The 19840-nt window shown below is 70.2% G+C and carries 18 protein-coding genes; 6 read left to right on the forward strand and 12 right to left on the reverse strand.

What is annotated here, in order from left to right:
- Positions 1 to 278: 278 nt before the first annotated feature.
- Both G6O68_RS26490 and G6O68_RS26495 read right to left on the reverse strand, forming a co-directional pair.
- On the reverse strand, positions 279 to 1853 hold the full coding sequence (locus G6O68_RS26490) for a glucose-6-phosphate isomerase (protein ID WP_165251833.1): 1575 nt from the start codon (positions 1851 to 1853) through the stop codon (positions 279 to 281).
- 31 nt (positions 1854 to 1884) lie between these two features.
- Complete coding sequence (locus G6O68_RS26495) at positions 1885 to 2268, reverse strand: YidH family protein (protein ID WP_165251835.1); 384 nt, start codon at positions 2266 to 2268, stop codon at positions 1885 to 1887.
- A 135-nt stretch (positions 2269 to 2403) separates the two neighbouring features.
- Here G6O68_RS26495 and G6O68_RS26500 point away from each other — a divergent pair, with 135 nt between their 5' ends.
- On the forward strand, positions 2404 to 3534 hold the full coding sequence (locus G6O68_RS26500) for a phosphatidylinositol-specific phospholipase C1-like protein (RefSeq protein WP_165251837.1): 1131 nt from the start codon (positions 2404 to 2406) through the stop codon (positions 3532 to 3534).
- A 22-nt stretch (positions 3535 to 3556) separates the two neighbouring features.
- Here the strand turns inward: G6O68_RS26500 and G6O68_RS26505 are convergent, their stop codons facing one another.
- A complete protein-coding gene (locus G6O68_RS26505) occupies positions 3557 to 4801 on the reverse strand; it encodes a serine hydrolase domain-containing protein (RefSeq protein WP_165251839.1) in 1245 nt (414 codons plus the stop codon).
- 313 nt (positions 4802 to 5114) lie between these two features.
- On the opposite strand from G6O68_RS26505, the gene G6O68_RS26510 reads away from it, so the two are divergent.
- The 3 genes from G6O68_RS26510 to G6O68_RS26520 all read left to right on the forward strand — a co-directional run bounded on the left by G6O68_RS26510 (position 5115) and on the right by G6O68_RS26520 (position 9512).
- Positions 5115 to 5390, forward strand: coding sequence for a hypothetical protein (locus G6O68_RS26510; RefSeq protein ID WP_165251841.1), 276 nt, complete (start codon positions 5115 to 5117; stop codon positions 5388 to 5390).
- Between the two features lie 61 nt (positions 5391 to 5451).
- Positions 5452 to 7833, forward strand: a complete 2382-nt coding sequence (locus G6O68_RS26515; RefSeq protein WP_165251844.1) for a YybH family protein — start codon at positions 5452 to 5454, stop codon at positions 7831 to 7833.
- Between the two features lie 239 nt (positions 7834 to 8072).
- The gene (locus G6O68_RS26520; RefSeq protein ID WP_165251846.1) at positions 8073 to 9512 is read left to right on the forward strand and encodes a hypothetical protein; all 1440 of its coding nucleotides are present in this window, start codon (positions 8073 to 8075) and stop codon (positions 9510 to 9512) included.
- 21 nt (positions 9513 to 9533) lie between these two features.
- Here G6O68_RS26520 and G6O68_RS26525 read toward each other — a convergent pair whose 3' ends face one another.
- From G6O68_RS26525 to sppA, 7 genes are all read right to left on the reverse strand, one after another.
- Positions 9534 to 10643, reverse strand: coding sequence for a redoxin domain-containing protein (locus G6O68_RS26525; RefSeq protein WP_165251848.1), 1110 nt, complete (start codon positions 10641 to 10643; stop codon positions 9534 to 9536).
- 112 nt (positions 10644 to 10755) lie between these two features.
- On the reverse strand, positions 10756 to 11310 hold the full coding sequence (locus G6O68_RS26530; protein ID WP_165251850.1) for a hypothetical protein: 555 nt from the start codon (positions 11308 to 11310) through the stop codon (positions 10756 to 10758).
- A gap of 24 nt (positions 11311 to 11334) precedes the next feature.
- Positions 11335 to 11715 carry a CoA-binding protein gene (locus G6O68_RS26535; RefSeq protein WP_165251852.1) on the reverse strand — a complete coding sequence of 127 codons (381 nt, stop codon included), beginning with the start codon at positions 11713 to 11715 and terminating at the stop codon, positions 11335 to 11337.
- 141 nt (positions 11716 to 11856) lie between these two features.
- Positions 11857 to 12999: a PD40 domain-containing protein gene (locus G6O68_RS26540; RefSeq protein WP_165251854.1), complete on the reverse strand. Its 1143-nt coding sequence runs from the start codon at positions 12997 to 12999 to the stop codon at positions 11857 to 11859.
- Positions 12963 to 13952, reverse strand: a complete 990-nt coding sequence (locus G6O68_RS26545) for a M56 family metallopeptidase (protein ID WP_165251856.1) — start codon at positions 13950 to 13952, stop codon at positions 12963 to 12965. The genes G6O68_RS26540 and G6O68_RS26545 overlap by 37 nt, the downstream gene beginning before the upstream one ends.
- On the reverse strand, positions 13949 to 14356 hold the full coding sequence (locus G6O68_RS26550; protein WP_165251857.1) for a BlaI/MecI/CopY family transcriptional regulator: 408 nt from the start codon (positions 14354 to 14356) through the stop codon (positions 13949 to 13951). The genes G6O68_RS26545 and G6O68_RS26550 overlap by 4 nt, the downstream gene beginning before the upstream one ends.
- Before the next feature lie 153 nt (positions 14357 to 14509).
- Complete coding sequence (gene sppA / locus G6O68_RS26555) at positions 14510 to 16396, reverse strand: signal peptide peptidase SppA (protein WP_165251859.1); 1887 nt, start codon at positions 16394 to 16396, stop codon at positions 14510 to 14512.
- Positions 16397 to 16729: 333 nt separating this feature from the next.
- Here sppA and G6O68_RS26560 point away from each other — a divergent pair, with 333 nt between their 5' ends.
- A complete protein-coding gene (locus tag G6O68_RS26560; protein WP_165251861.1) occupies positions 16730 to 17155 on the forward strand; it encodes a hypothetical protein in 426 nt (141 codons plus the stop codon).
- A 171-nt stretch (positions 17156 to 17326) separates the two neighbouring features.
- On the opposite strand, the gene G6O68_RS26565 is transcribed toward G6O68_RS26560, so the two are convergent.
- A complete protein-coding gene (locus G6O68_RS26565; RefSeq protein WP_165251863.1) occupies positions 17327 to 18412 on the reverse strand; it encodes a PA0069 family radical SAM protein in 1086 nt (361 codons plus the stop codon).
- Positions 18413 to 18876: 464 nt separating this feature from the next.
- Here G6O68_RS26565 and G6O68_RS26570 point away from each other — a divergent pair, with 464 nt between their 5' ends.
- Entirely contained in the window at positions 18877 to 19317 is a 441-nt protein-coding gene (locus G6O68_RS26570; protein WP_165251865.1) for a hypothetical protein, read from the forward strand.
- A gap of 110 nt (positions 19318 to 19427) precedes the next feature.
- Here the strand turns inward: G6O68_RS26570 and G6O68_RS26575 are convergent, their stop codons facing one another.
- Entirely contained in the window at positions 19428 to 19634 is a 207-nt protein-coding gene (locus G6O68_RS26575) for a hypothetical protein (RefSeq protein ID WP_165251867.1), read from the reverse strand.
- Positions 19635 to 19840: the final 206 nt, after the last annotated feature.

A 19840-nucleotide genomic window follows, 5' to 3' on the forward strand; every position in this document is an offset into this window, starting at 1 on the left:
TTCGGCGTCCATTTCGGCGTGCACGAGATCGCCCGGATCGACCTCCGCGTGTAGACTCGACCGAAGAGAACCGTCACCCATGTCCCCGAACGCGCGCCACCCATGTCCCCGGTCTATACACCCATCAGGGGGAAGGACGATTCGCGACGGCCCATTCCATCAAGGCGGACGTATCAAGAAGGCGAAGGCTTATCGAGGCACCCCCCCCTCATTCCCCACCAGGAGTGAAGGACGATTCGCGACGGCTCTCGTGTTCGTTTTCCTGCTCATTCAGGACTTCAGACCGCCTGGAACGTCGTCAGGCCCGGATTCGCGCCTCGGGACATGCGGGCGCGGCCGTTGGCGGCGAGGTGTTCGAGGACGAGGTAGACGGTCTCGGCCGAGTCGGCGGCGCCGACGGCCTCGGCGACCTGGTCGGCGGTCCGGGGCTGGGCGGTGAGCGCGGCGCGGGCCTTGTCCTGGATCTCGAGGACGCTCGCGGCGGCCTTCTTGCCCGCCTCGACGCCGGGCTGGTGGTAGGCGTTGACGTTGACGAGCGTGGCGTAGAGTCCCACGGCCCGCTCGAAGAGCGCGATGAGCGCGCCGACGGTCTGGGCGTCGACCCGGTCGACGGTGATCGTGACCGAGCGGCGGTCGTTGGCGAAGAGGGCCTCGCGGGTGCCCAGCAGGAAGCCGTGCAGGTAGTCGCCCGGGGTGACGCCGGGCTCGACCTCGCGGCCGTCGCCGCCGTCTTCCAGCACGCGGAGGAAGGTGACGAAGAAGTTGTCGACGCCGTCGCGGAGCTGCTGGACGTAGGCGTGCTGGTCGGTCGACCCCTTGTTGCCGTAGACGCTGATCCCCTGGTCGACGCGGTTCCCCTCCAGGTCTAGCCGCTTGCCCAGGGACTCCATCACGAGCTGCTGGAGATAGCGGCTGAACAGCAGGAGCCGGTCCTTGTAGGGCAGCACCACCATGTCCTTGGCGCCCCGGCCGTCGGTCGCCAGATACCACGAGAGCGCCAGCAGGGCGGCCGGGTTCTTCGCGACGTCGTGGACGCGGGTCGCCCGGTCCATCGCCGCCGCGCCGTCGAGGAGGCCCTTCATGTCGAGCCCCTGGAGCAGGCCGGGGACGAGGCCGACGGCCGAGGTCTCGCTGGTCCGTCCGCCGACCCAATCCCACATCGGGAACCGCGCCAGCCAGCCTTCCTTCGCCACGGTCTGGTCGAGCTTCGACCCTTCGCCGGTGACGGCCGTCGCGTGCTTGGCGAAGTCGAGTCCGGCCTTGCGGTAGGCCTCGGCGACGACGAGCATGCCGTTGCGGGTCTCGGGGGTGCCGCCGGACTTGCTCATGACGACCACCAGCGTCTCGTCGAGCGCGGGGCCGATCCGCTCCAGTTCGCGGGCGATGCCGTCCGGGTCGGTGTTGTCGATGAAGTGGGCATGGAGCCTGTCGGCCTTCGGGCTCCCCAGGGCGTCGGCGACGAACATCGGCCCGAGGGCCGAGCCGCCGATGCCGATGGAGAGCACCCGCGTGAACCTCGGCTTGCGCTGGGGCTTGACCTCGCCGGAGTGGACCTTGGCGGCGAAGGCGGCGACGGCGTCGAGGGTCTCGGCGATCTCGGCGGCGATCTCCGGCGTCGGCGACAGCTCCGGCGACCGGAGCCAGTAGTGGCCGACCATCCGGTTCTCGTCCGGGTTCGCGACGGCCCCCTTCTCCAGCTCGTCCATCGCGGCGAAGGCCCTGTCGAAGGCCGGTCGCATGCGCGCGATCGCGTCGTCGTCGAAGCCCATGCGGCTGACGTCCAGCGACACGTCGAGGGCGGGGACCCGGCAGAGCGAGGCCTGGTAGCGTTTCCAGAGTTCCGGCGCGTTCATTTCGTCGCTCACATGGGGCTTGAGCTGGGAATCAGGAGGTCAAGATCACGAACGTCATGGCCAGCCCGGCGAGCGCCAGGACCGCGGCCACGACCAGGGGCGTGCGGAGGTGGAGGTCCGGATTGGCGACCCCCGCGCGGAGGTCCCGCACGTACGCCCGGTGCCGGATCGCCGCCACCGCGCACACGCCGACGCCGAACGCGACGATCGCCGAGCCCAGCACGGGCGGGATCGGCGACTGGGGGCCGTGCAGCTCGTGCTGCCTCTCCAGATCGCCCAGCAGGAAGCCGAACCGGGCGATCAGGAAGCCGAAGCCCATCAGGCCGAGCGACGTCCGCACCCAGGCCAGGTAGGTCCGCTCGGCGGCCAGATACACGCGCGGGTCGCCCACCGGATTCGTCGGCTCGGTGTCCATGACTCTCCCAGGAATCGGGACGGTCCGGGGCTGCTGCTCCTTGGCCGCGAAGGCCCCTCGGCCCTTATCATCGCATGGACGCCCGCGACGATACATCCCCGAACGACGCCCGCTCCTCCCGAGAGATCCGCCGTCATGACCATCCGCCGACGATTCGCCCTCCTCGCCGCGTTCGCCCCGGCCCTGATCCCGAACACCCGGGCCGAGGGTCCGGGCGAGGCCCGCCTCAACCAGATCCAGGTGATCGGCTCGCACAACTCGTATCACGTCGAGCCCGCGCCCGGGGTGCTGGAGCTGATCGCCCGGGCCAACGCCCGGGGGGCGGATTCGCTCCGGTACACGCACCCGCCGCTGGCCGAGCAGTTCGCCGATCGGGGGATCCGCCAGATCGAGCTGGACGTCTTCGCCGACCCCGACGGCGGCCTCTTCGCCGACCCCGCGATCCGCAAGCTCGCCGAACTGACGGGCAAGGACGTCGGCCCCGACCCCGACCCGGACGGCAAGCTCCGCGACCCCGGCATGAAGGTCCTGCACGTCGCCGGGATCGACTACCGCACGACGACCCTCACGCTGGTCGACGCCCTGGGCCAGGTCCGGTCCTGGTCGCGGCTGAACCCCCGGCACGTCCCGATCCTCGTCCTGCTGGAATTGAAGACGGCCGAGGAGTCGCGGATCGCCGGCAAGGCCGTGCCCTTTGACGCCGGCCGGATCGCCGAGCTGGAGGCCGAGATCCTCTCCGTCTTCCCCCGCCCCGAGATCCTCACGCCCGACGACGTGCGTGGTGACTCCGCCACGCTCCCCGACGCGATCCGCACGCGAGGCTGGCCGAAGCTGGACGACGTGCGCGGCCGCGTGATCTTCGCCCTCGACAACACCGGGCCCGAGCGCGAGGTGTATGTGAAGGACCACCCCGCCCTCGCCGGCCGCCTGATGTTCGCCAGCGTCGACGAGGGCGATCCCGCCGCCGCCTGGTTCAAGATCAACGACCCGATCGCCAGCTTCGACGACATCCAGCGCCTGGTGAAGGCCGGCTTCCTCGTCCGCACCCGCGCCGACGCCGACACGAAGCAGGCCCGCGACGGCTCGACCACGATGCGCGACAAGTCGCTCGCCAGCGGGGCCCAGTTCGTCAGCACGGACTACCCCGTCGCCGACCCGCGCCTCACCGACTACCACGTCCAGCTCCCCGGAGGCGTCGTCGCCCGCTCCAACCCCGTCAGCGGAGACCGCGCGTGGGACGGGATCGACCTGGAACGGGGGCGGTGAGAGGCCCCGAGCGCGTGGCGCGTCACGCCGAGGCGAACGCCGCTTCGTAGCGGCCGAGCAGCGCGCCGACGGCCTCGTCGCAGGCCTGGTCGCTGGTGCCGCCCCCCTGGTTGGCGACGACGAGGACGCCGAAGTCGCGGGCCGGGGCGAGCCAGACGACGGCGTACCACATGGTATTGCTGCCGGCGTGGTTCAGGGCCCGGCCGCCGGCCCAGGGGCGGTCGAAGGCCATCCAGCCGCCGGCGTAGGTCTCGCCGCGACGGGGCGTGTGCAGGTCGCGGTAGGTCTCCGGCCGCAGGATCTTCGCCCCCGGGCGTTCGCCGCGGAGGTGGGCGACGGCGAACTTGGCCCAGTCGCCCATCGTGCAGTGGACGGTCCCCGCCGGGCCCATGACTTCCGCGTTGTCGTGGCGGATCGCCTCGATCCGGCCCCGGACGAGATGGTGGCCATAGGGGGCGTCCTCGCGCGAGGAGCGGTCGGCGCCCGGCGGGCCGAAGCCGCCCGAGTACATGTTCAGGCGCTCGAAGACCCTCGCCCGCGTCAGGTCCTCCCACGTCGCGCCGGTGACCTGCTCGGCCATCAGCCCCGCCAGGACGTAGCCGGCGTTCGAGTAGCTGTAGGCCGCGCCGGGGCGGGTCTTCGGGGCCACGCGGCACAACTCCAGGAGCGCCGAATACCGCTTGTCGGTCGGCGTGCGGCCGGCGAGGTTCCACCAGTCGGCGTCGTGCGGCAGCCCGGCGCGATGGGTGAGGAGCTGCGAGAGGGTCGCGTCGCGGAAGTCGGGGTGGAGGCCGTCGGCGTACTCGGGGAAGACCGTCCCGATCGTGCTCGACGCCCCCAGCAGCCCTTCCTCGAACAGCGTGCCGAGGAGCGTCGCCGTGATGGCCTTCGTGCAGGACCCCAGATGCACGAGATCGGTGACGCGGATCGGGTCGGAGTCGCCGATCTTGCGGACGCCCGTCGCGCCGATCGAGACGACGGCGTTCCCCTTGAGGATCGCGCCGATCATTCCGGGGAGCTTGTGCCGGGAGCGCACGGTCTCCAGCGCGGCGGCCGTCTGGGGGTCGTCCGGCAGGCGGACCTCCCAGGGCTCCAGCACCGGCCGCAGGGCGTTCCGCCCGGGCGTGGGGGCGACCGGCTTGCGGACGGTCCGACGCGTCCCCGGGCCGATGGGCTCCTGCCCCTTCGCCGAGCCGACGAACGAGCCCGCGACGCCCGCCGCGCCGCCGAGCAACACCGACTTCAGCCAATCGCGACGATCCGGCACGGCCCGCCCTCCTGTTCGCTACCCCCCGCCCCGTTCGCATCGGCGGGATCGACGCTCCCTCGATCGAGCATAGATCCCCGATCACGGGGCGACAACCGGCGGGGTCGCGGATCGCGTGCGATGTCGACCTGTCGCATCGATCCGAGGGGATCGTCGGCCGCGCCTCGGCTTTCTCGCGTTTTTCCGGCGCAGTCGCCGTGCGAAAGCCGCCGATCCTCAGGGAGGCCTCGCGCCCCATTTCAGCCCAGCTCGGACGGCCCCGGTCCTCGGCGCCGCACGACCTCGGCTCGTCTCGACTCGGATGGAGGGTCCAGTGGATCGCTTCGTCACGCTGGAGAGGATGCCCGAAGGGTTCGCGATCCCCGAGGATCTCGCCGGCCGGCTGGCCTACGACCCGTCGACGCGCCGGCTCTCGTTTCGCGGCTACATGAGCAAGGCCGACTTCGACCGGCTCTGCGGCCTGACCGGGGATTGGGCGTTCCGCCGCAAGCTGGAGGAATTGTTCCAGCGCTGCGTCTACAATGAGCGGCCGGAAACCCCCGGTCGCGGCCTGCTCGCCGCGCTCCGGAGGCGGATCGCCCCCGGTTGAGGTCGGCCGGGACGGTGCCCTCCCGCCGCGTCTCGGACCCGACCTCGACCGGAGATGACGGATGACGAAGTCGTCGCCCCGCTGGCTGGGGCTCGTGGGATTGGGCCTGATCCTTGCGTCGCGGACCGCGCCGGCGCAGGACCTGGAGCGTTTGAAGTACAACAACCCCGGGCTCGTCGTCGACCTGGGCGTCGGCCTCTGGGCCTGGCCGCTGCCGATGGACTTCGACGGCGACGGCGACCTCGACCTGGTCGTCAACTGCCCGGACAAGCCCTACAACGGCGTCTACTTCTTCGAGAACGCCGACGGCCCGACCTCGAAGGTCAAGTCGCCCGTGTTCAAGCCGGGCCGACGGATCAGCAAGGGGCTGCAGAACGTCCAGGTCAGCTACGTCGACGGCCGCCCGCGCGTGCTCTCGCCGGGGACGGAACATCCCGACTTCCTCAAGACCGGCCTGGAGCGCGGGACGCCTCTCCCCCTGCCCGCGAACGTCCACCCCAACAGGGTCCGGGGCAACTTCTGGCGCTATGTCGATTACGACGGCGACGGCAAGCTCGACGTGGTGGTGGGCGCCGACGACTGGACCGACTACGGCTGGGACAACGCCTACGACCCGACCGGCAAGTGGACGCGCGGGCCGCTGCGGGGGTTCGTCTACGTCGCCCGAAACATCGGCGAGAGCGACGCGCCGAAGTATGAAGACCCGACCCGGGTGATGGTCGGAGACAAGCCGCTGGAGGTCTTCGGCTGGCCCTCGCCCAACTTCGCCGACTTCGACGACGACGGCGACCTGGACCTGGTGTGCGGCGAGTTCCTCGACGGCTTCACCTACTTCGAGAACGTCGGCTCGCGGACGAAGCCCGAGTACGCGGCGGGGCGTCGGCTGAAGCAGGGCGACGGCTCGCCGCTGGTCATGGACCTGGAGATGATCACGCCGACGGCGATCGACTGGGACGGCGACGGCGACCTCGACCTGATCGTCGGCGACGAGGACGGCCGCGTGGCGCTCGTCGAGAACGCCGGCGGCCTGGCCGACGACCGCACCCCGCGCTTCCTCGCTCCCGTCTACTTCCGGCAGGAGGCCGACGACGTGAAGTTCGGGGCGCTCGCCACCCCCTTCGGCTTCGACTGGGACGGCGACGGCGACTTCGACATCGTCTCGGGGAACACGGCCGGCTACATCGCGTTCGTCGAGAACCTGAGCGGGCCGGGCGTGGCCAAGCCGAAGTGGGCCGCGCCGAAGCTGCTGGAGGCCGACGGCCGGACGATCCGCATCCTGGCCGGGCCGAACGGCAGCATCCAGGGGCCTTGCGAGGCCAAGTGGGGCTACACCACGCTGACCGTGGCCGACTGGGACGGCGACGAACTCCCCGACCTGATCGTCAACTCGATCCTCGGCCGCGTCCACTGGTACAAGAACGTCGGCGCCCGCACCGAGCCGAAGCTCGCCGCGGCGCGGCCCGTCGAGGTGGCGTGGACGCCCGAGCATCCCCAGCCGAACCTGTCGTGGGGCTGGCTCCGCCCCGACGGGGACGCCCTGCTCACCCAGTGGCGGACGACGCCCGTCGCCGTGGACTGGAACCGCGACGGCCTGGTCGACCTGGTGATGCTGGACCAGGACGGCTACCTGGCGTTCTTCGAACGGGCCCGCAAGGACGGCGCGCTCGTCCTGCTCCCGCCCCGTCGGGCCTTCCGGAACGACTCCGGCGAGCCGCTTCGGCTGAACGCCAAGAGCGCCGGCGGCAGCGGTCGGAGGAAGCTCTGCGTGGTCGACTGGGACCGCGACGGCAAGCTCGACCTGCTGCTGAACGCCGCCAACGCCCTGCTCTACCGTCAGGAGGGCGAGGCCGACGGCGGCTGGACGTTCCGGAACGTCGGCCTGCTTTCGAACCGGAACATCGAGGGCCACGACGTCAGCCCGACCGTCGTCGACTTCGACGCCGACGGCGTCCCCGACTTCCTCGGCGGCGCGGAGGACGGCCGGTTCTACTACCTGGCGAACCCCGCCGCCAAGGACAAGACGTTCATGCCGGCCGTCGAGGGCGACCCCGCGCACGACGTCCGCGAGGTGCTGGCGCGCCAGGAGGCCGCCTGGAACGCCGGCGACCTCGACGGCTTCCTGACCACCTACTGGGACTCGCCCGAGCTGGTGTTCCAGTCCGGCGGCGCGCGCACCGAGGGATTTCGGGCCACCCGCGACCGCTACCAGGCCCGCTACAAGGCCGAAGGCCGCGCGATGGGCAAGCTGGCGTTCTCGGGCCTCGAAGTCTCCACCCTCGGCCCCGACGCGGCCCTCGCGCGCGGCGGTTGGCGGCTCGTCCTCCCCGACGGCGCCGAGCCCAGCGGCCTGTTCACCCTGATCCTCCGCCGCTTCCCCGAAGGCTGGAAGATCGTCCACGACCACACCTCCGCCGCCGACCCGGAGCCGACGAGGAACCCGTGATCGACATGTCGATTTCCCTCCCCCCCGGCGGGAAAGCATCCTCAGGGACGGACGAGGGCGACCATCAAGGCGGACGGCGCGAGGAAGCGACGGATTCGCGGCCCGCTTGTTCCTTCGGACGGCTCGCATGCTCGTCTTCCCCCTCATCCGGCCCTTCGGGCCACCTTCCCCCGCCAGGGGGGAAGGACGTTCGTCGTCGTGTTCCATCCACAGGCTACCGGACCTCTGAGGCGACGCCCATGACCGCCCTGCCCTCGCTACTCTTCCTCGTCGGTTCTCTGGGACAGACGCCGATCGACGTCGGCGATCGCAAGCAACTCTTCATGGACCATCGCTTCATCGCGGAGAGCGATCGCGTCGAACTCCGCGCGAACCCGGCGCGGAAGCTCGGGCTCCTGCGCGACGAGGCGGGCGAGCCGTTCCAGGGGCATGTCGGCCGAGTGATCGAGGATGACGGGAAGGTCCGCCTGTACCTCGGGGCCGACGACGTGCGCGTCCTGGAGAGCGACGACGGGCTGCACTTTCGACGCACCGACGTCAAGCTCCCCGGCGGCGGGATCTTTCCGACGATCTTCCTGGACCCGCACGACCTCGACCCGACCCGCAGGTACAAGCTGTTCCGGATCGTCTACAGCCCGCCGTTCGACCCGGAGAAACACGGCGTCTACGCGAGCTATTCGGCCGACGGCGTGATCTTCACCGAGGCCGGCCGGGTCCTCCCGCTCTACACGGACAACCCGCCCCTCGTCCACTGGGACGAGCGGATCGGCAAGTACGTGATCTACACGAGGGCCCTGGCGTACGACTCGGAGAACCAGCGCCGGATCGCCAGGATCGAGACCGACGACCCGCTCGCGCCGTGGCCCTACACGAAGACGGACGACCCCCGAATGTTCTCGTCGATCGCGAACCTCCCGGTGGTCCTGGCCGCCGACGAGCAGGACGACCCGCATTCGGATATGTATTACAACGGGTCCGCGATCTACCCGTGGGCGGACGAAGCCTACCTGATGTTCCCCACGATGTTCCGGCACTTCTCGCCCGATCGCAATCCCGCGGTCGTCCCGCCCGTCCCGGGCCGGTGGGAGGACTTCGGCATGCTGGAAGTCCAGCTCGCGGTCAGCCGCGACGGCGTGAAATGGTCGCGTCCGGACCGCTCGCCCTACATCGCGACCGGGATGGTCGACGAGTGGGACCGCTGGTATGCGGTGGCCGCCCCGGGGATCATCCGGCGCGGGAACGTCCTGTACCAGTACTACTATTCGAGCGGGCGGCTGCACGACTCCGCGAACCTGCGGCCCGAGTACGCCGACGTCGCCAAGCAACTCGGCGGGGTCGGGGTCGTCCGGCAGCGGCTCGACGGTTTCGTCTCGGCCGACGTCGACCACAGGGGGGGCTGGCTGCGGACCCCGGTGATCGTCTTCCGGGGCGATCGCCTCCGGCTCAATCTCGACACCGGCGCGATGGGGACGGCGTTCGTGGAACTCCAGGACGCCGAAGGCCGGCCGATCCCCGGCTTCGCGCTCGCGGACTGCGAGGAGATCGGCGGCGACTTCGTCGACCAGCGGGTCTACTGGAAGGGGAACCCGGACGTCTCGGCGCTCGCCGGCCGGCCCGTCCGGATCCACTTCAAGCTGAAGCGGGCGAAGCTCTACGCGTTCCAGTTCACGAACGGCTGAGTTCGCTCCACAGCGGTCCGGTCAGTAAGTCCGGCCGATCTTCGAGACGATCGCGCGACGGACTTCCAGCGGGTCGACGCCGCCGCTCTTGCGGTACACGACCTCGCCGCCGGGGGCGAGGATCAAGGTGTACGGGACGGGCCCGGGCCACTTCGGGTCCAGGGCCTCGGCGAAGGCGTCGCGATCGGCCGAGTCGAGGATGTAGTTCGTCGCGGCGACGCGCTTGTCTTTCAGGGTGGCGAGCGCCTGGTCCTTCTTGGCGGGGTCGTCCAGGCTGATGGTGACCAGGCGGAAGGGCCGGCCGCGGTACATGCGGTTCATCGTCACGAACTCGGGAAGCTCCTGGACGCAGGGGCCGCACCAGGTCGCCCAGACGTTGACGACGGTGTACTTGTCGGTCTCGTTCTTCGCGAGCTTGGCGACGCCCGCCAGGTCGATGGGCTCGATCGCCACGGGCTCGGCGTCCCAGGTCTCCAGCGACTTCTTCGCGTCCGCCTGCTTGTCGGCCCATTTGGTGGAGCAGCCGAAGACGCGGGTGATCGGCGTCGGCACGGGCTTGCCGGCGAGGATGGCGTCGACCGCGTTGAGGGCGTCGCGCGATTTGGGGGGCTTGACCTCGCCGTCGTCGATCCGGCCGTGATACCGGAGCTTCCGCTCGGCGTCGAAGATGAAGACGTGCGGCGTCGCGAGCGCCCCGTAGGCCCTGGCGACCGCCTGGGTGTCGCCGTCGTAGAGGTACGGATACGGGTACTTGTGATCGCGCGCCCGGATCTTCATGTCCTCGAACGAGTCGCCGAGGTCGCTGTAGCCCAGCTCGTCGAGGCGGACGGCCTTGGGGTCGTTGGGCGAGATGGCGACGACGGCGACGCCCTTGTCCTTGTAGTCCTCGTGCAGCTTGGCCACCCGTTCCTCGTAGGCCTGGGCGGTCGGGCAGTGGTTGCAGGTGAAGACGACGACCAGCGCCTTGGCCGCCTCGTAATCCTTCAGCGCGTGGTCCTTGCCGTCGACCCCGGGGAGGTTGAAGTCCGGCGCGGCGGCGCCGATCTCCAGGGGCTTGAGGTCGGGCGGATCGGCGAGGGCCGTGGTGCAGGCCAGCAGGCCGAGGACGATCGTGAGCCGCGTCGTTTTCATGGCGAGTCGCTCCCGTGGCGTCGTGGCATCGGTCGGTTTCGCACGCCGTTCTCCGACGCGCAAGCTGGTAGTCTGACCGACCCGCCGTCTCCGGGCAAGGTTCCCCCGAGGTTCACGGATGCGGCCTGGGGAACGGCATCGGCACGGGGAAGCCCATGGGCACGCCCCCCTGCGGGTACATCATGGGGGCGAAGGACGGGTAGGAAGAGGGGCCGATCGTCCCCCGGATCGGCGCGAGCCGGACGGTGAGCGGCTCGCGCGAGACGACGCTCCGGGCCGAGGCGTCCACACCCAGGAAGATCCCCTCGGCCGCCGCGGCGGCGAGCAATTCGCGATGAACCACCGCGCCGACCTTGCGCGTCTCGTTCGGGCCTTCCTCTCGCCCCAGGTCGACGTCGCGGACGGCCACGTCGTAGTTCGGGAACTTCTCGGCCATCATGGCGACCCACGCCTGGACGGCCGGCGTATAGTCCCCCTTGCGGACGTCGTACACCTGGTACTGGAACGACGCGATCGGCCGGGCGCGGTCGAACCAGGCGACGACCTTGTAATCCGCGCGCGGGGCGGCGGGCGCCGGCCTCGGCGCCTCCTGGGCGATCGCCACGGTCCCGTAAAATGCCGTCGCCCCCAGGATCAGGCTCGCGACGTGCCGACTCGGGCTTCTCATGGAGGACGTCTCCCGGGCGTCGGATCAATAGCGGGCCGGGTTCTCGCCGACGTCCAGGATGCTGCACGCCTGGATCACGTCGAGGCCCAGCTCCTCGGCCTTCATCAGCAGCTCGGGGGACTCGGCGCCGGGGTTGATCCAGACCTCGACCTGCTTGTCGCGGATCTGGTCCAGCACCCGGAGTCCGACTTCAGGCGGGACGTAGAAGGAGACGCGGTCCAGGTGATCAGCCGGGACCGACGCCAGGTCGGGGTAGGCGGCGTGGCCCTCGATTTCGGCGAGCGTCGGGTTGATCGGGAAGACCTCCCAGCCCTGCGCGGCGAAGGCGCGGACGGCCTTGTTGCCGTACTTGGAACGATCCGAACTGGCTCCGACGATGGCGATCTTCTGGCGCGATCCGGTCATCCGAGGACCTCCGACGAGACGGGCCGGCAAGCGGCGGCGAGAGGCGTCCGCTATTCACGTCACGCCGACCCGTGAGTTTATTGTAGGGCCCCGGTCCATCGAAGTCGCGTCCCCGGCCCGCGCGTCGTCGTCGGCCCGGCGTCATTGCCAGTCGAGGCCGTTGATCCAGCTCATCCCGGGGAGCTTGAGCGGCCGGGCCTCCTTCGTCTCGACGTCGACGAGGACGACGCGATTGAGCGTGTTCTCGCCGGGGATCTTTCGCGACGGTGGCCCGTCGGGGTGGACGTCCATCGCCCGGAGCGCGCAGGCCAGGGTCTTGCCGTCGGGCGACCAGGCGACCTTGTCGGGCGAGAGCAGGACGTCCGGCCCCTCCTTCGTCTCCTCGACGAGGATTCGAGGCCCGCCCCCCTCCAGGCCGATCACGCGGATGTCGTTCTTTCCGCGTTCCTGGCGCAGATAGGCGATCCATCGGCCGTCCGGCGAGAAGCGGGGGTAGACGTTCAGCCCCCGGCCCTCGGTCAGCCGACGCTGCTCGCTGCCGTCGGGGCGCATCAGGTAGAGCTGGTAGCCGCTCCCGCGCGGCTCGTGACGGTCGGAGACGGTGACCAGCCACCGGCCGTTGGGCGACCAGTCGTCGACCTCGTCGGTCTCCGGGATCGGCAGTCGGACGGGCTTCGAGCCGTCGAGGTCGAAGCGCCAAGTCTCGTGGTGCGCGGGCTCGGGATCGGGGGGATTGAACCACTTGACCACGATGAGCTGGCGGCCGTCGGGCGACCAGGACGTCACCCCGCCGAAGTCGGAGACCCGAATCGGAGGACCGCCGGCTTGCAGATCGAGCGTCCAGACGCCGACGTTCTCGATGTCGACGCCCGGTCCGGTCCTGCCGGCGCGGATGAGCGCGAGCGACTTTCCGTCCCGCGACGCCCGGGCGTTCGCGCCGGGGACGGCCCCGGGCACTCGCTTGCGATCGCCGGTCGCGGGATCGACGGCCCAGAGGCCGTCGAGGTCCGCGTCGTATCGGCTCCCCGTGCTGAAGTTCGCGTCCAGATAGATCGTGCCGAGGCCCGCCGGCCGCGGAGACGCCTGGGCCGACGCCCGCCGCAAGGTGGGGACGGCGCAGGCGGCCGTGCCGAGGGCGGCGAGCTGCAGCCACTCGCGGCGCGAGACGTCGGGACGCGCGGCGAGCGTCTCGGGGAGCCGCGTCATCCGGCGCTTCCAGAAGGTGCTGAGCCCGGGCGCGCCCTCGCTCAGGGACGAACTCCAGGGACCGAATCCGTGCGACATGGCGGTTGCTCCTGCAGGTTCGGGGAGGCGGCCGAGGCCGCCGGGATCGCGGGACGACGAGGCGACGACAGGGAGACGACCTCGACCAGCGTCGAGGCGTAGGCGGCGGCGTCCTGGCCGGCCGCGTCCATGGCGATCCGGTCGCACGCCAGTTCGCGCTCCAGCAGGGCGCGATAGGCGACGTAGCGCGCCGCGGGATGGACCGTGAAGACGACTTCCGCGACGGCGGGGATCCAGTCCCAGAGCAGGTCGCGTCGCTTCAGGTGCGCCAGCTCGTGGACGAGGACGGCGCGAATGGGAGCGTCGTCCAGGGCGTCGGCCAGGCCACGCGGGATCGCCAGGGTCGGACTTCGCAGCCCGCAGACGAACGGGGAGGCGGCGTCGACCTCGACCACCACGGGTGCGCGTCGCAGGCCGAGTCGGCCCGCCGCTTCCGCCGCGAGCCCCAGGAGGTGGGCATCCGTCGCGGCGGTCGCCCGGCCCAGGACTCGGGCGAGCCGCCGCCCCTGGGCCGCGAGCCGCGCCACGCCCGCGAGGACCCCCAGGACCCAGGCGGCGAGGAGGGCCGATCGCCACGAGAGGGCCCGCCGCGCGAAGGGGGGGGCCGCGTCGTCCGGTCCGCCCGCCTCTCGGCCTTTCGCGGGAGGCCGGAGCATATATCCCGTGGCGGCCTCGACGTCGCCGGGGGCGGCCGCGGCTTCCGGAGGTCGCGCGGTCGGCGGACGCGGCGGCGACGGCGCGGCGAGCCACGCCGCGCCCCACAGCGGCATCAGCAGGAGCTTGATCGCCGCGATCCGCCAGAGCCAGCAACGGAGCGCCGGCGAGGCCCGCCGCAGGCCGGCGGCGATGGCCGCGAATGCGGCCGCGACGACGAGCGACTGCCAGGCGACGGACCAGGCCACGTCGGCCCAGGCCGTGGCAACCCGCTCGAAGCCGGCGAGGAAGGTCGTCACGCCCCCCCCTTCCCCCGCCCCTCGATCTTGCGGGCGATCGCGCGGAGCGCCTCCAGATCCCGGGCGGTGAGGCCGTCGGCGTCGGACTCGGCGAGGAACGCGGCCAGGGGCGCGCTCGATCCTCCCAGCGCCTTCTCGACGAACCGACGGATCAGCGTGGGCAGCACCCGCCGCTCCTCCACAGCCGCCCGGTAGCGGATCGGGCCCCGCTCGGCGTCGGGCTCGCGAATCAGCAGGCCCTTCTCCTCCAGGCGTTGCATCGTCTTCAGCACGGTGGTGCGGGCCACCGGCCGATCGGCCTGCACCAGGTCCCAAACCCGGCGCTCCGTGCAAGGCTGCTCGCGCCAGACCAGGCGCAGCACCATCATCTCCAACTCGCCCAGCGACGGGATCGCCTCACCCATCTCGGTCCTCCGGTGGATTACGACGGCTGTCGTCAACATTCGGAGTTTACGGCGGACGCCGTAAAAGTCAACTCCCGACCGGGGGTCAACAGAAAGACGCCGCGCGACGGGGGGTCGCGCGGCGTCGTAGGATTCACGAGGGATCGGCGAGGCTCAGCGGCCGACGCCCAGCTCGGGCATCATGGCGACGACCCCTTCGCGGCGGATCAGCTCCAGGCGGCCGAGCGCCGTGCGGACGACGGCGGCGCGGACCGGGTCGAGCGCGCCCAGGAGCGGTGCGGCCTGTTCGAGCAGGAACGAGCGCGGTGCGATGCTGACGAGGCCCTTGCGGTCGCCGTCGGCGTCGGGCTCCATCAGCTCTTCGAGGATCGTGCGGGGCTTGGGGAGCGTCCGCACGTCGTAGGTTTCGAGCTTGGCCGCCTCGGCGGCGTGGGCGACGGCGTCGTGGAAGCCGCCGAGCTTGTCGACGAGGCCGAGTTCCAGGGCCTGCTTGCCGGTGTAGACGCGGCCGCCGGCCAGCTCGTCGATCGGCTTCTTGAGCTTGTCGCCGCGGATCGCGACGACGTGGCCCTTGAACTCGCCGTAGATCTCGTCCATGTAGGACTGCATCTTGAGCCGCTCGGCCGGCGTGAAGACGTCGCTGGAGCTGAGCATGCCGGCGTTCTGGCCGCGGCGGTAGGCCTTGAACGACACGCCGAGCTTGTCGAACAGCCCGCCGACGGCCAGCTTGCCGCTGACGACGCCGATGGAGCCGGTGATGGTGGCCTCGTCGGCGAAGACCGCGTCGGTGCCGCAGGCGACGTAGTAGCCGCCGCTGCCGGCGACGTTCCCCATCGAGACGACGAGAGGCTTCTTCGCCTTCACGCGGCGGGTCGCGTCGAGGATGATCTCGCTCGCGAGGGCCGACCCGCCCGGCGAGTCGACGCGGAGGACGACCGCCTTGATCGCTTCGTCGTTCGCCGCGTCGTCGAGGGCGCGGCGGATCGAGACGGCGGCGGCCTCGCCGTCCTGGAAGAGGGCCATGCCCCCGGACGCGCCGACTACGATCGGCCCGTCGACGTAGACCACGCCGATCGCCGGCTTGGTCTTGTCGACCTTCGACTCGGCCATGATCTCGCCGAGGAACTTGAAGAGGCCGAACGGCGACGAGGCGTCGAGCTTGGGCTCGGCCTTCTTGCCGTACTTGCGGTCGAGGACCACGTCGTCGCCGTAGGTCTTCTTGAGGTGCGCCTCCAGGTCCTGGCGGTGCTCCACGGCGTCGAGGACGCCGAGGGCCTTCGCCTTCTCGGCGGTGTGCGGGCCGCTGTCGATCCAGGCCTTGACCAGCTCCGGGCTGACCTTGCGGCCCTCGGCGATGCGGGCGACCATCGTCTCGAAGATACTGTCCAGCAGCCAGTTCTGCATGGACTCGGCCTCCTTGCTGGGGCCTTCGCGCATGAACATCTCGGCGGCGCTCTTGTAGTCGCCGCAGGTGAGGAAGTCGGGCTTCACGCCGATCTTCTCCAGCATCCCGCGGAGGTACGGGGCCTCGCCGTAGAGGCCCGTGATCCAGAGGTCGGCCGTGGGGACCAGGCTGACGCGCGAGGCCCCGCTCATCAGGACGTACTGGCCCAGGCTGCCGACCGAGTCGGCGTGGGCGATCACGTCCTTGCCCGCCGCCTTGACGCGGTCGAACGCCCGGCGGATCTCGGCCACCTGCGCGGCACCGACGGTCGGGCCCTCCAGGATCACCACGACGGCCTTCACCGCCGGGTCCTTCGCCGCCTTGTCCAGACGTTCGATAAGCGTCCAGAGCGGCGTCGACGACTCGCCGCCGAGGTTGAACGAGTCGTCGGTGGGCGTCTCCTTGATCGTCCCGGCCAGCCGGAAGACGGCGACCCGTGGCTTGGGAGGCTCGGGCTTCTTCTCGGGCTCGGCCTTGGCGGCCTCCGCCGGCTTCTCCTGCGCCATCGCCGGGGGCGGGCCCCAGGGGGCCGCCCCGAGCGTCGTCGCCAGGGTCGCGGCCAGGGCGAGTCGGTATCGACTTCGCGTGCTCGTCATGGTGGTTCTTCCTCCAAGGATTCGCGCTTGCTCGTCCCAGATCGCGACCGCGCCGCGATGCGGGCAGGTCGGTCGGGTATTCGACGACTCCGGCCGATTCTTGGCCGGCTCGTCGGGAGTCATGGTAGACGGCGGAGGATGTGCGGGGCAATCCGGGCGGGCTGAACCGGTCTTCTCAGCCGATCGCCGGATCGCTGCCGCCAAATTCCCGTTCGCCGACAACTCGAATCCGAGCGAGCCGATCCATATCGATCCCTGGTCACGGCCGGATCGATCGGTCCTATTCCATCCAGGGCCGGCTTCGGGATCGCCAATCATCAAAGGATCGAGTCCATGAACCAAGATGCGGATCTAGCAGCCTTGATCGAAGGCGTTCTGTTCGACAGCGGCGAATGGATCGACGTTCCCGGGCGGTCGTGCATCCGCCGGCTGAAGGGGATGGGCTCTCGCGCACCCAGCGCCATAGTGGCAATCGCCGATCTCCTGGCAAACCACCCGGAAACCGTCGTCAAGCACCACTGTGTGGAATTGTTGGTGAACGCCAACATGTCGGAGGCGGACGAGGCGCTTGCCGAAGCGCTTCGTTTGCCGCTTGAGGACGAGGTGCGCCAATCTCTCATCGAGGAGGCGGACGACTCGGTGAGGCTTCGTCGGCACGCCCGATTCGTCGCAAACGCCAGGGAGTTGGAGCGACTTTGGTCCCACCCGTCGCTCCGCACCTTCCTCGGCCATGCCGCCGACGCCGCGGGTTCGGGATGACTCCAGATCGGATCGCGTCGGCGAGGTCGAATGGATAGGTCGGCCGTTGCGGGCGGTGGGGTAGATCGCCTTTCAGGCCGGTCATGCCCTGTCCTCCAGCTCGAATCCTTTCAACTGCCGCCGTCATAGGCTCTGGAAGCTGCCGCGACGAATGTTGAAGTTCCATGGCCTTCACTCGAACAGCCGCATTTGGTCGCCGTCCTTCGGCGGACGGCGGAAGGCTGCCGGGGATACGGGCCAGGGCTGGACGTTGAGGTCGAGGCGGCGGCAGGAGGTCTTGAAGACGCGGGCGATGATGTCGGCGATCGGGCCCCGGCCGCGCATGCGGTCGCCGAATTTGGGGTCGTAGAGCTGGCCGCCGTGCATGGAGCGGATGCGGTCCAGGATCTTGTCCTTGGCGTCGGGGCGGTGGCGTTCCAGCCAGTCCTCGAACAGCGGGGCGACGGCCAGTGGGAGGCGCACCGCGACGTAGCCGGCGGTTCGCGCGCCGGCCTTCGCCGCCGCTTCCAGGATCGCGGGCATCTCGTGGTCGGTCAGGCCGGGGATGACCGGGGCGACCATGACGCCGACGGGGACGCCAGCCTCGGCGAGCGTGCGGATCGCCGCCAGCCGTCCCGACGGCCGGCTCGTCCGGGGCTCTAGCTCGGCCGCCATCGCCGGGTTCAGCGTGGTGATCGAGACGAAGACGCCGGCGGCCCGGTCCTTCGCCAGGTCCGCGAGCACGTCCACGTCGCGGGCGACGAGCCGGTTCTTGGTGACGATGGTGACCGCCTGGCGATACTCGGCCATCACCTCCAGGCAGCCCCGGGTGAGCCGCAGCTTGCGCTCGATCGGCTGATACGGGTCGGTCACGCCGCTCATCGAGAGGACCCGGGGCCGCCACCTGGGCGAGTCGAGCGCCGCCCTCAGCAGGGCCGGGGCGTCGCGCTTCACGAGGATCTTGGTTTCGAAGTCGATCCCGGCCGACAGCCCGAGGAACTCGTGGGTGGGCCTGGCATAGCAATAAATGCAGCCGTGTTCACATCCTCGGTACGGATTGACGCTCGCCTCGAAGCCGACGTCGGGGCTGTCGTTCTCGGCGACGATGGTGCGCGAGCGGTCGTCGAGGAACTCGGTGTCGGGCCGACGGAGCCCTTCCAGGTACTCGGCGTCGTCCTGCACGGTCTCCAGCTCGATCTCGTGGTGCTGTCGCTCGAACCGGTTGGGGGGATTGAAGCCGGCCCCCCGGCCCTTCGGTGGGATCCGCTCGCCGCTCATGATCGTGCCGCCTCTCGCGTGAATCGACGCTCCGAGATCCATCCCAATCCGCGCCTTCCTCCCGGGGCGCGCCGAGTCTATCACGAGGGCCGAATAGTGTACAGGTGGATATGTTGTTCCTGACGGCGGATTGCTCCTCGGAGGCCGGTTGTAACGAGCTGATCGACGGTCGCTCCGGATGGTCGTCGGTCGAGCAGACGCGGGGGCGGGGAGGGTCTGTCTCGGGCGTCGGAGGCCTTCGTGCATCGAGTTCGGAGCCGAGGCGAATCGCCGTATCTCCTGAAATTTTCTGAATATGCGACGGAAGTTGGGAGGTCGTCGGCGTCGTCGAAGGCTTTGGCACCTGATTTGTTTATAGGCACTGGCATGACCCGTCTACGCGGCCCGACTGGGCCTCTCCCCGGCCCCTCGTTCGCGAGTGGGACGTCGGCCGCGGGGTTTTGATCGAGAAAGGGCTTCCAGCCATGATGAATATCAAGAATTGGCGTCGTGTCGCCGCAAGTTTGGCCGTCGCCGGGCTCCTGGCCTTCGGCGTGGAGGGCTCGGCCCGGGCGCAGCAGGCCGCGGCCGGCGGGACGCCGGGATGGAGCGGCTACGCCCCCGGCTACTCGTGGGGCTCGACCGCCCCGAGCGTTGGCGGGTTCGCACCGCAGGCGGCGACGCCGGTCTACACCTATCCCCCGAGCACTGCCTGGCAGGGCTACGCCCCGGCGACCGCCTGGCAGTCCTACGCCCCGGCCACCTCGTGGCGAGGTTACGCGCCGGGCTCCTACAACCCGGACGCCGTGCGGTCGGCCGCCCGAGGCTCGAGGACCAGCGAGCCGATCAGCTCGACGAATCGCGAGTATGGGACCGGGCGCAACGTGCACATGCACAAGCCCTGGCTCCCCTCGTCGCCCCGCTGAGGCCGGTCGGCTCGCCGGTTGGAAAAATCAGACGCCCCCGCCCGGCCGCGAGGCTCGGCGGGGGCGTTCTTGTTTCCGCAGCGGGTCTTCCCGGCCGTCGCCTTCGCTTCTCAGCGCGGCGGCGGGGCTGGAGCTTGCCCGTCGAGCCGGCTGCCGGTCCGTTCGTCGGCCGGGTCCGACGGGCCGAGCAGGAACTCGAGGAGCGGGGGCTCGACGGGACCATGATCGTGGCGGGACCTCCTGTCGCCACGCAGGGCGTCCAGGGCGAGGCCGATCACGATCAAGACGGCCGCGGTCAGGAGGACCTTCCGACTCATGGGTACCTCGGCCTCGCGAGACGATTCGGGCGGCGTCGGCCGAAGGGTGCGCTGAATTCGCCTCAGGACCGGCGCGAGGATCCGATCCCCTGGTGTGCGGATCGAAGCGGAAATCATGCTTTCTGAAGAGATTATCAGGTTTCGCTTTCGGCCTCAAGGGGATGCGGCATGGAAGCGGCGCATCGAGGCGAGGTAGGCCCCTCTCG

Source organism: Paludisphaera soli, from assembly GCF_011064595.1.
Classification (GTDB): Bacteria; Planctomycetota; Planctomycetia; order Isosphaerales; family Isosphaeraceae; genus Paludisphaera; species Paludisphaera soli.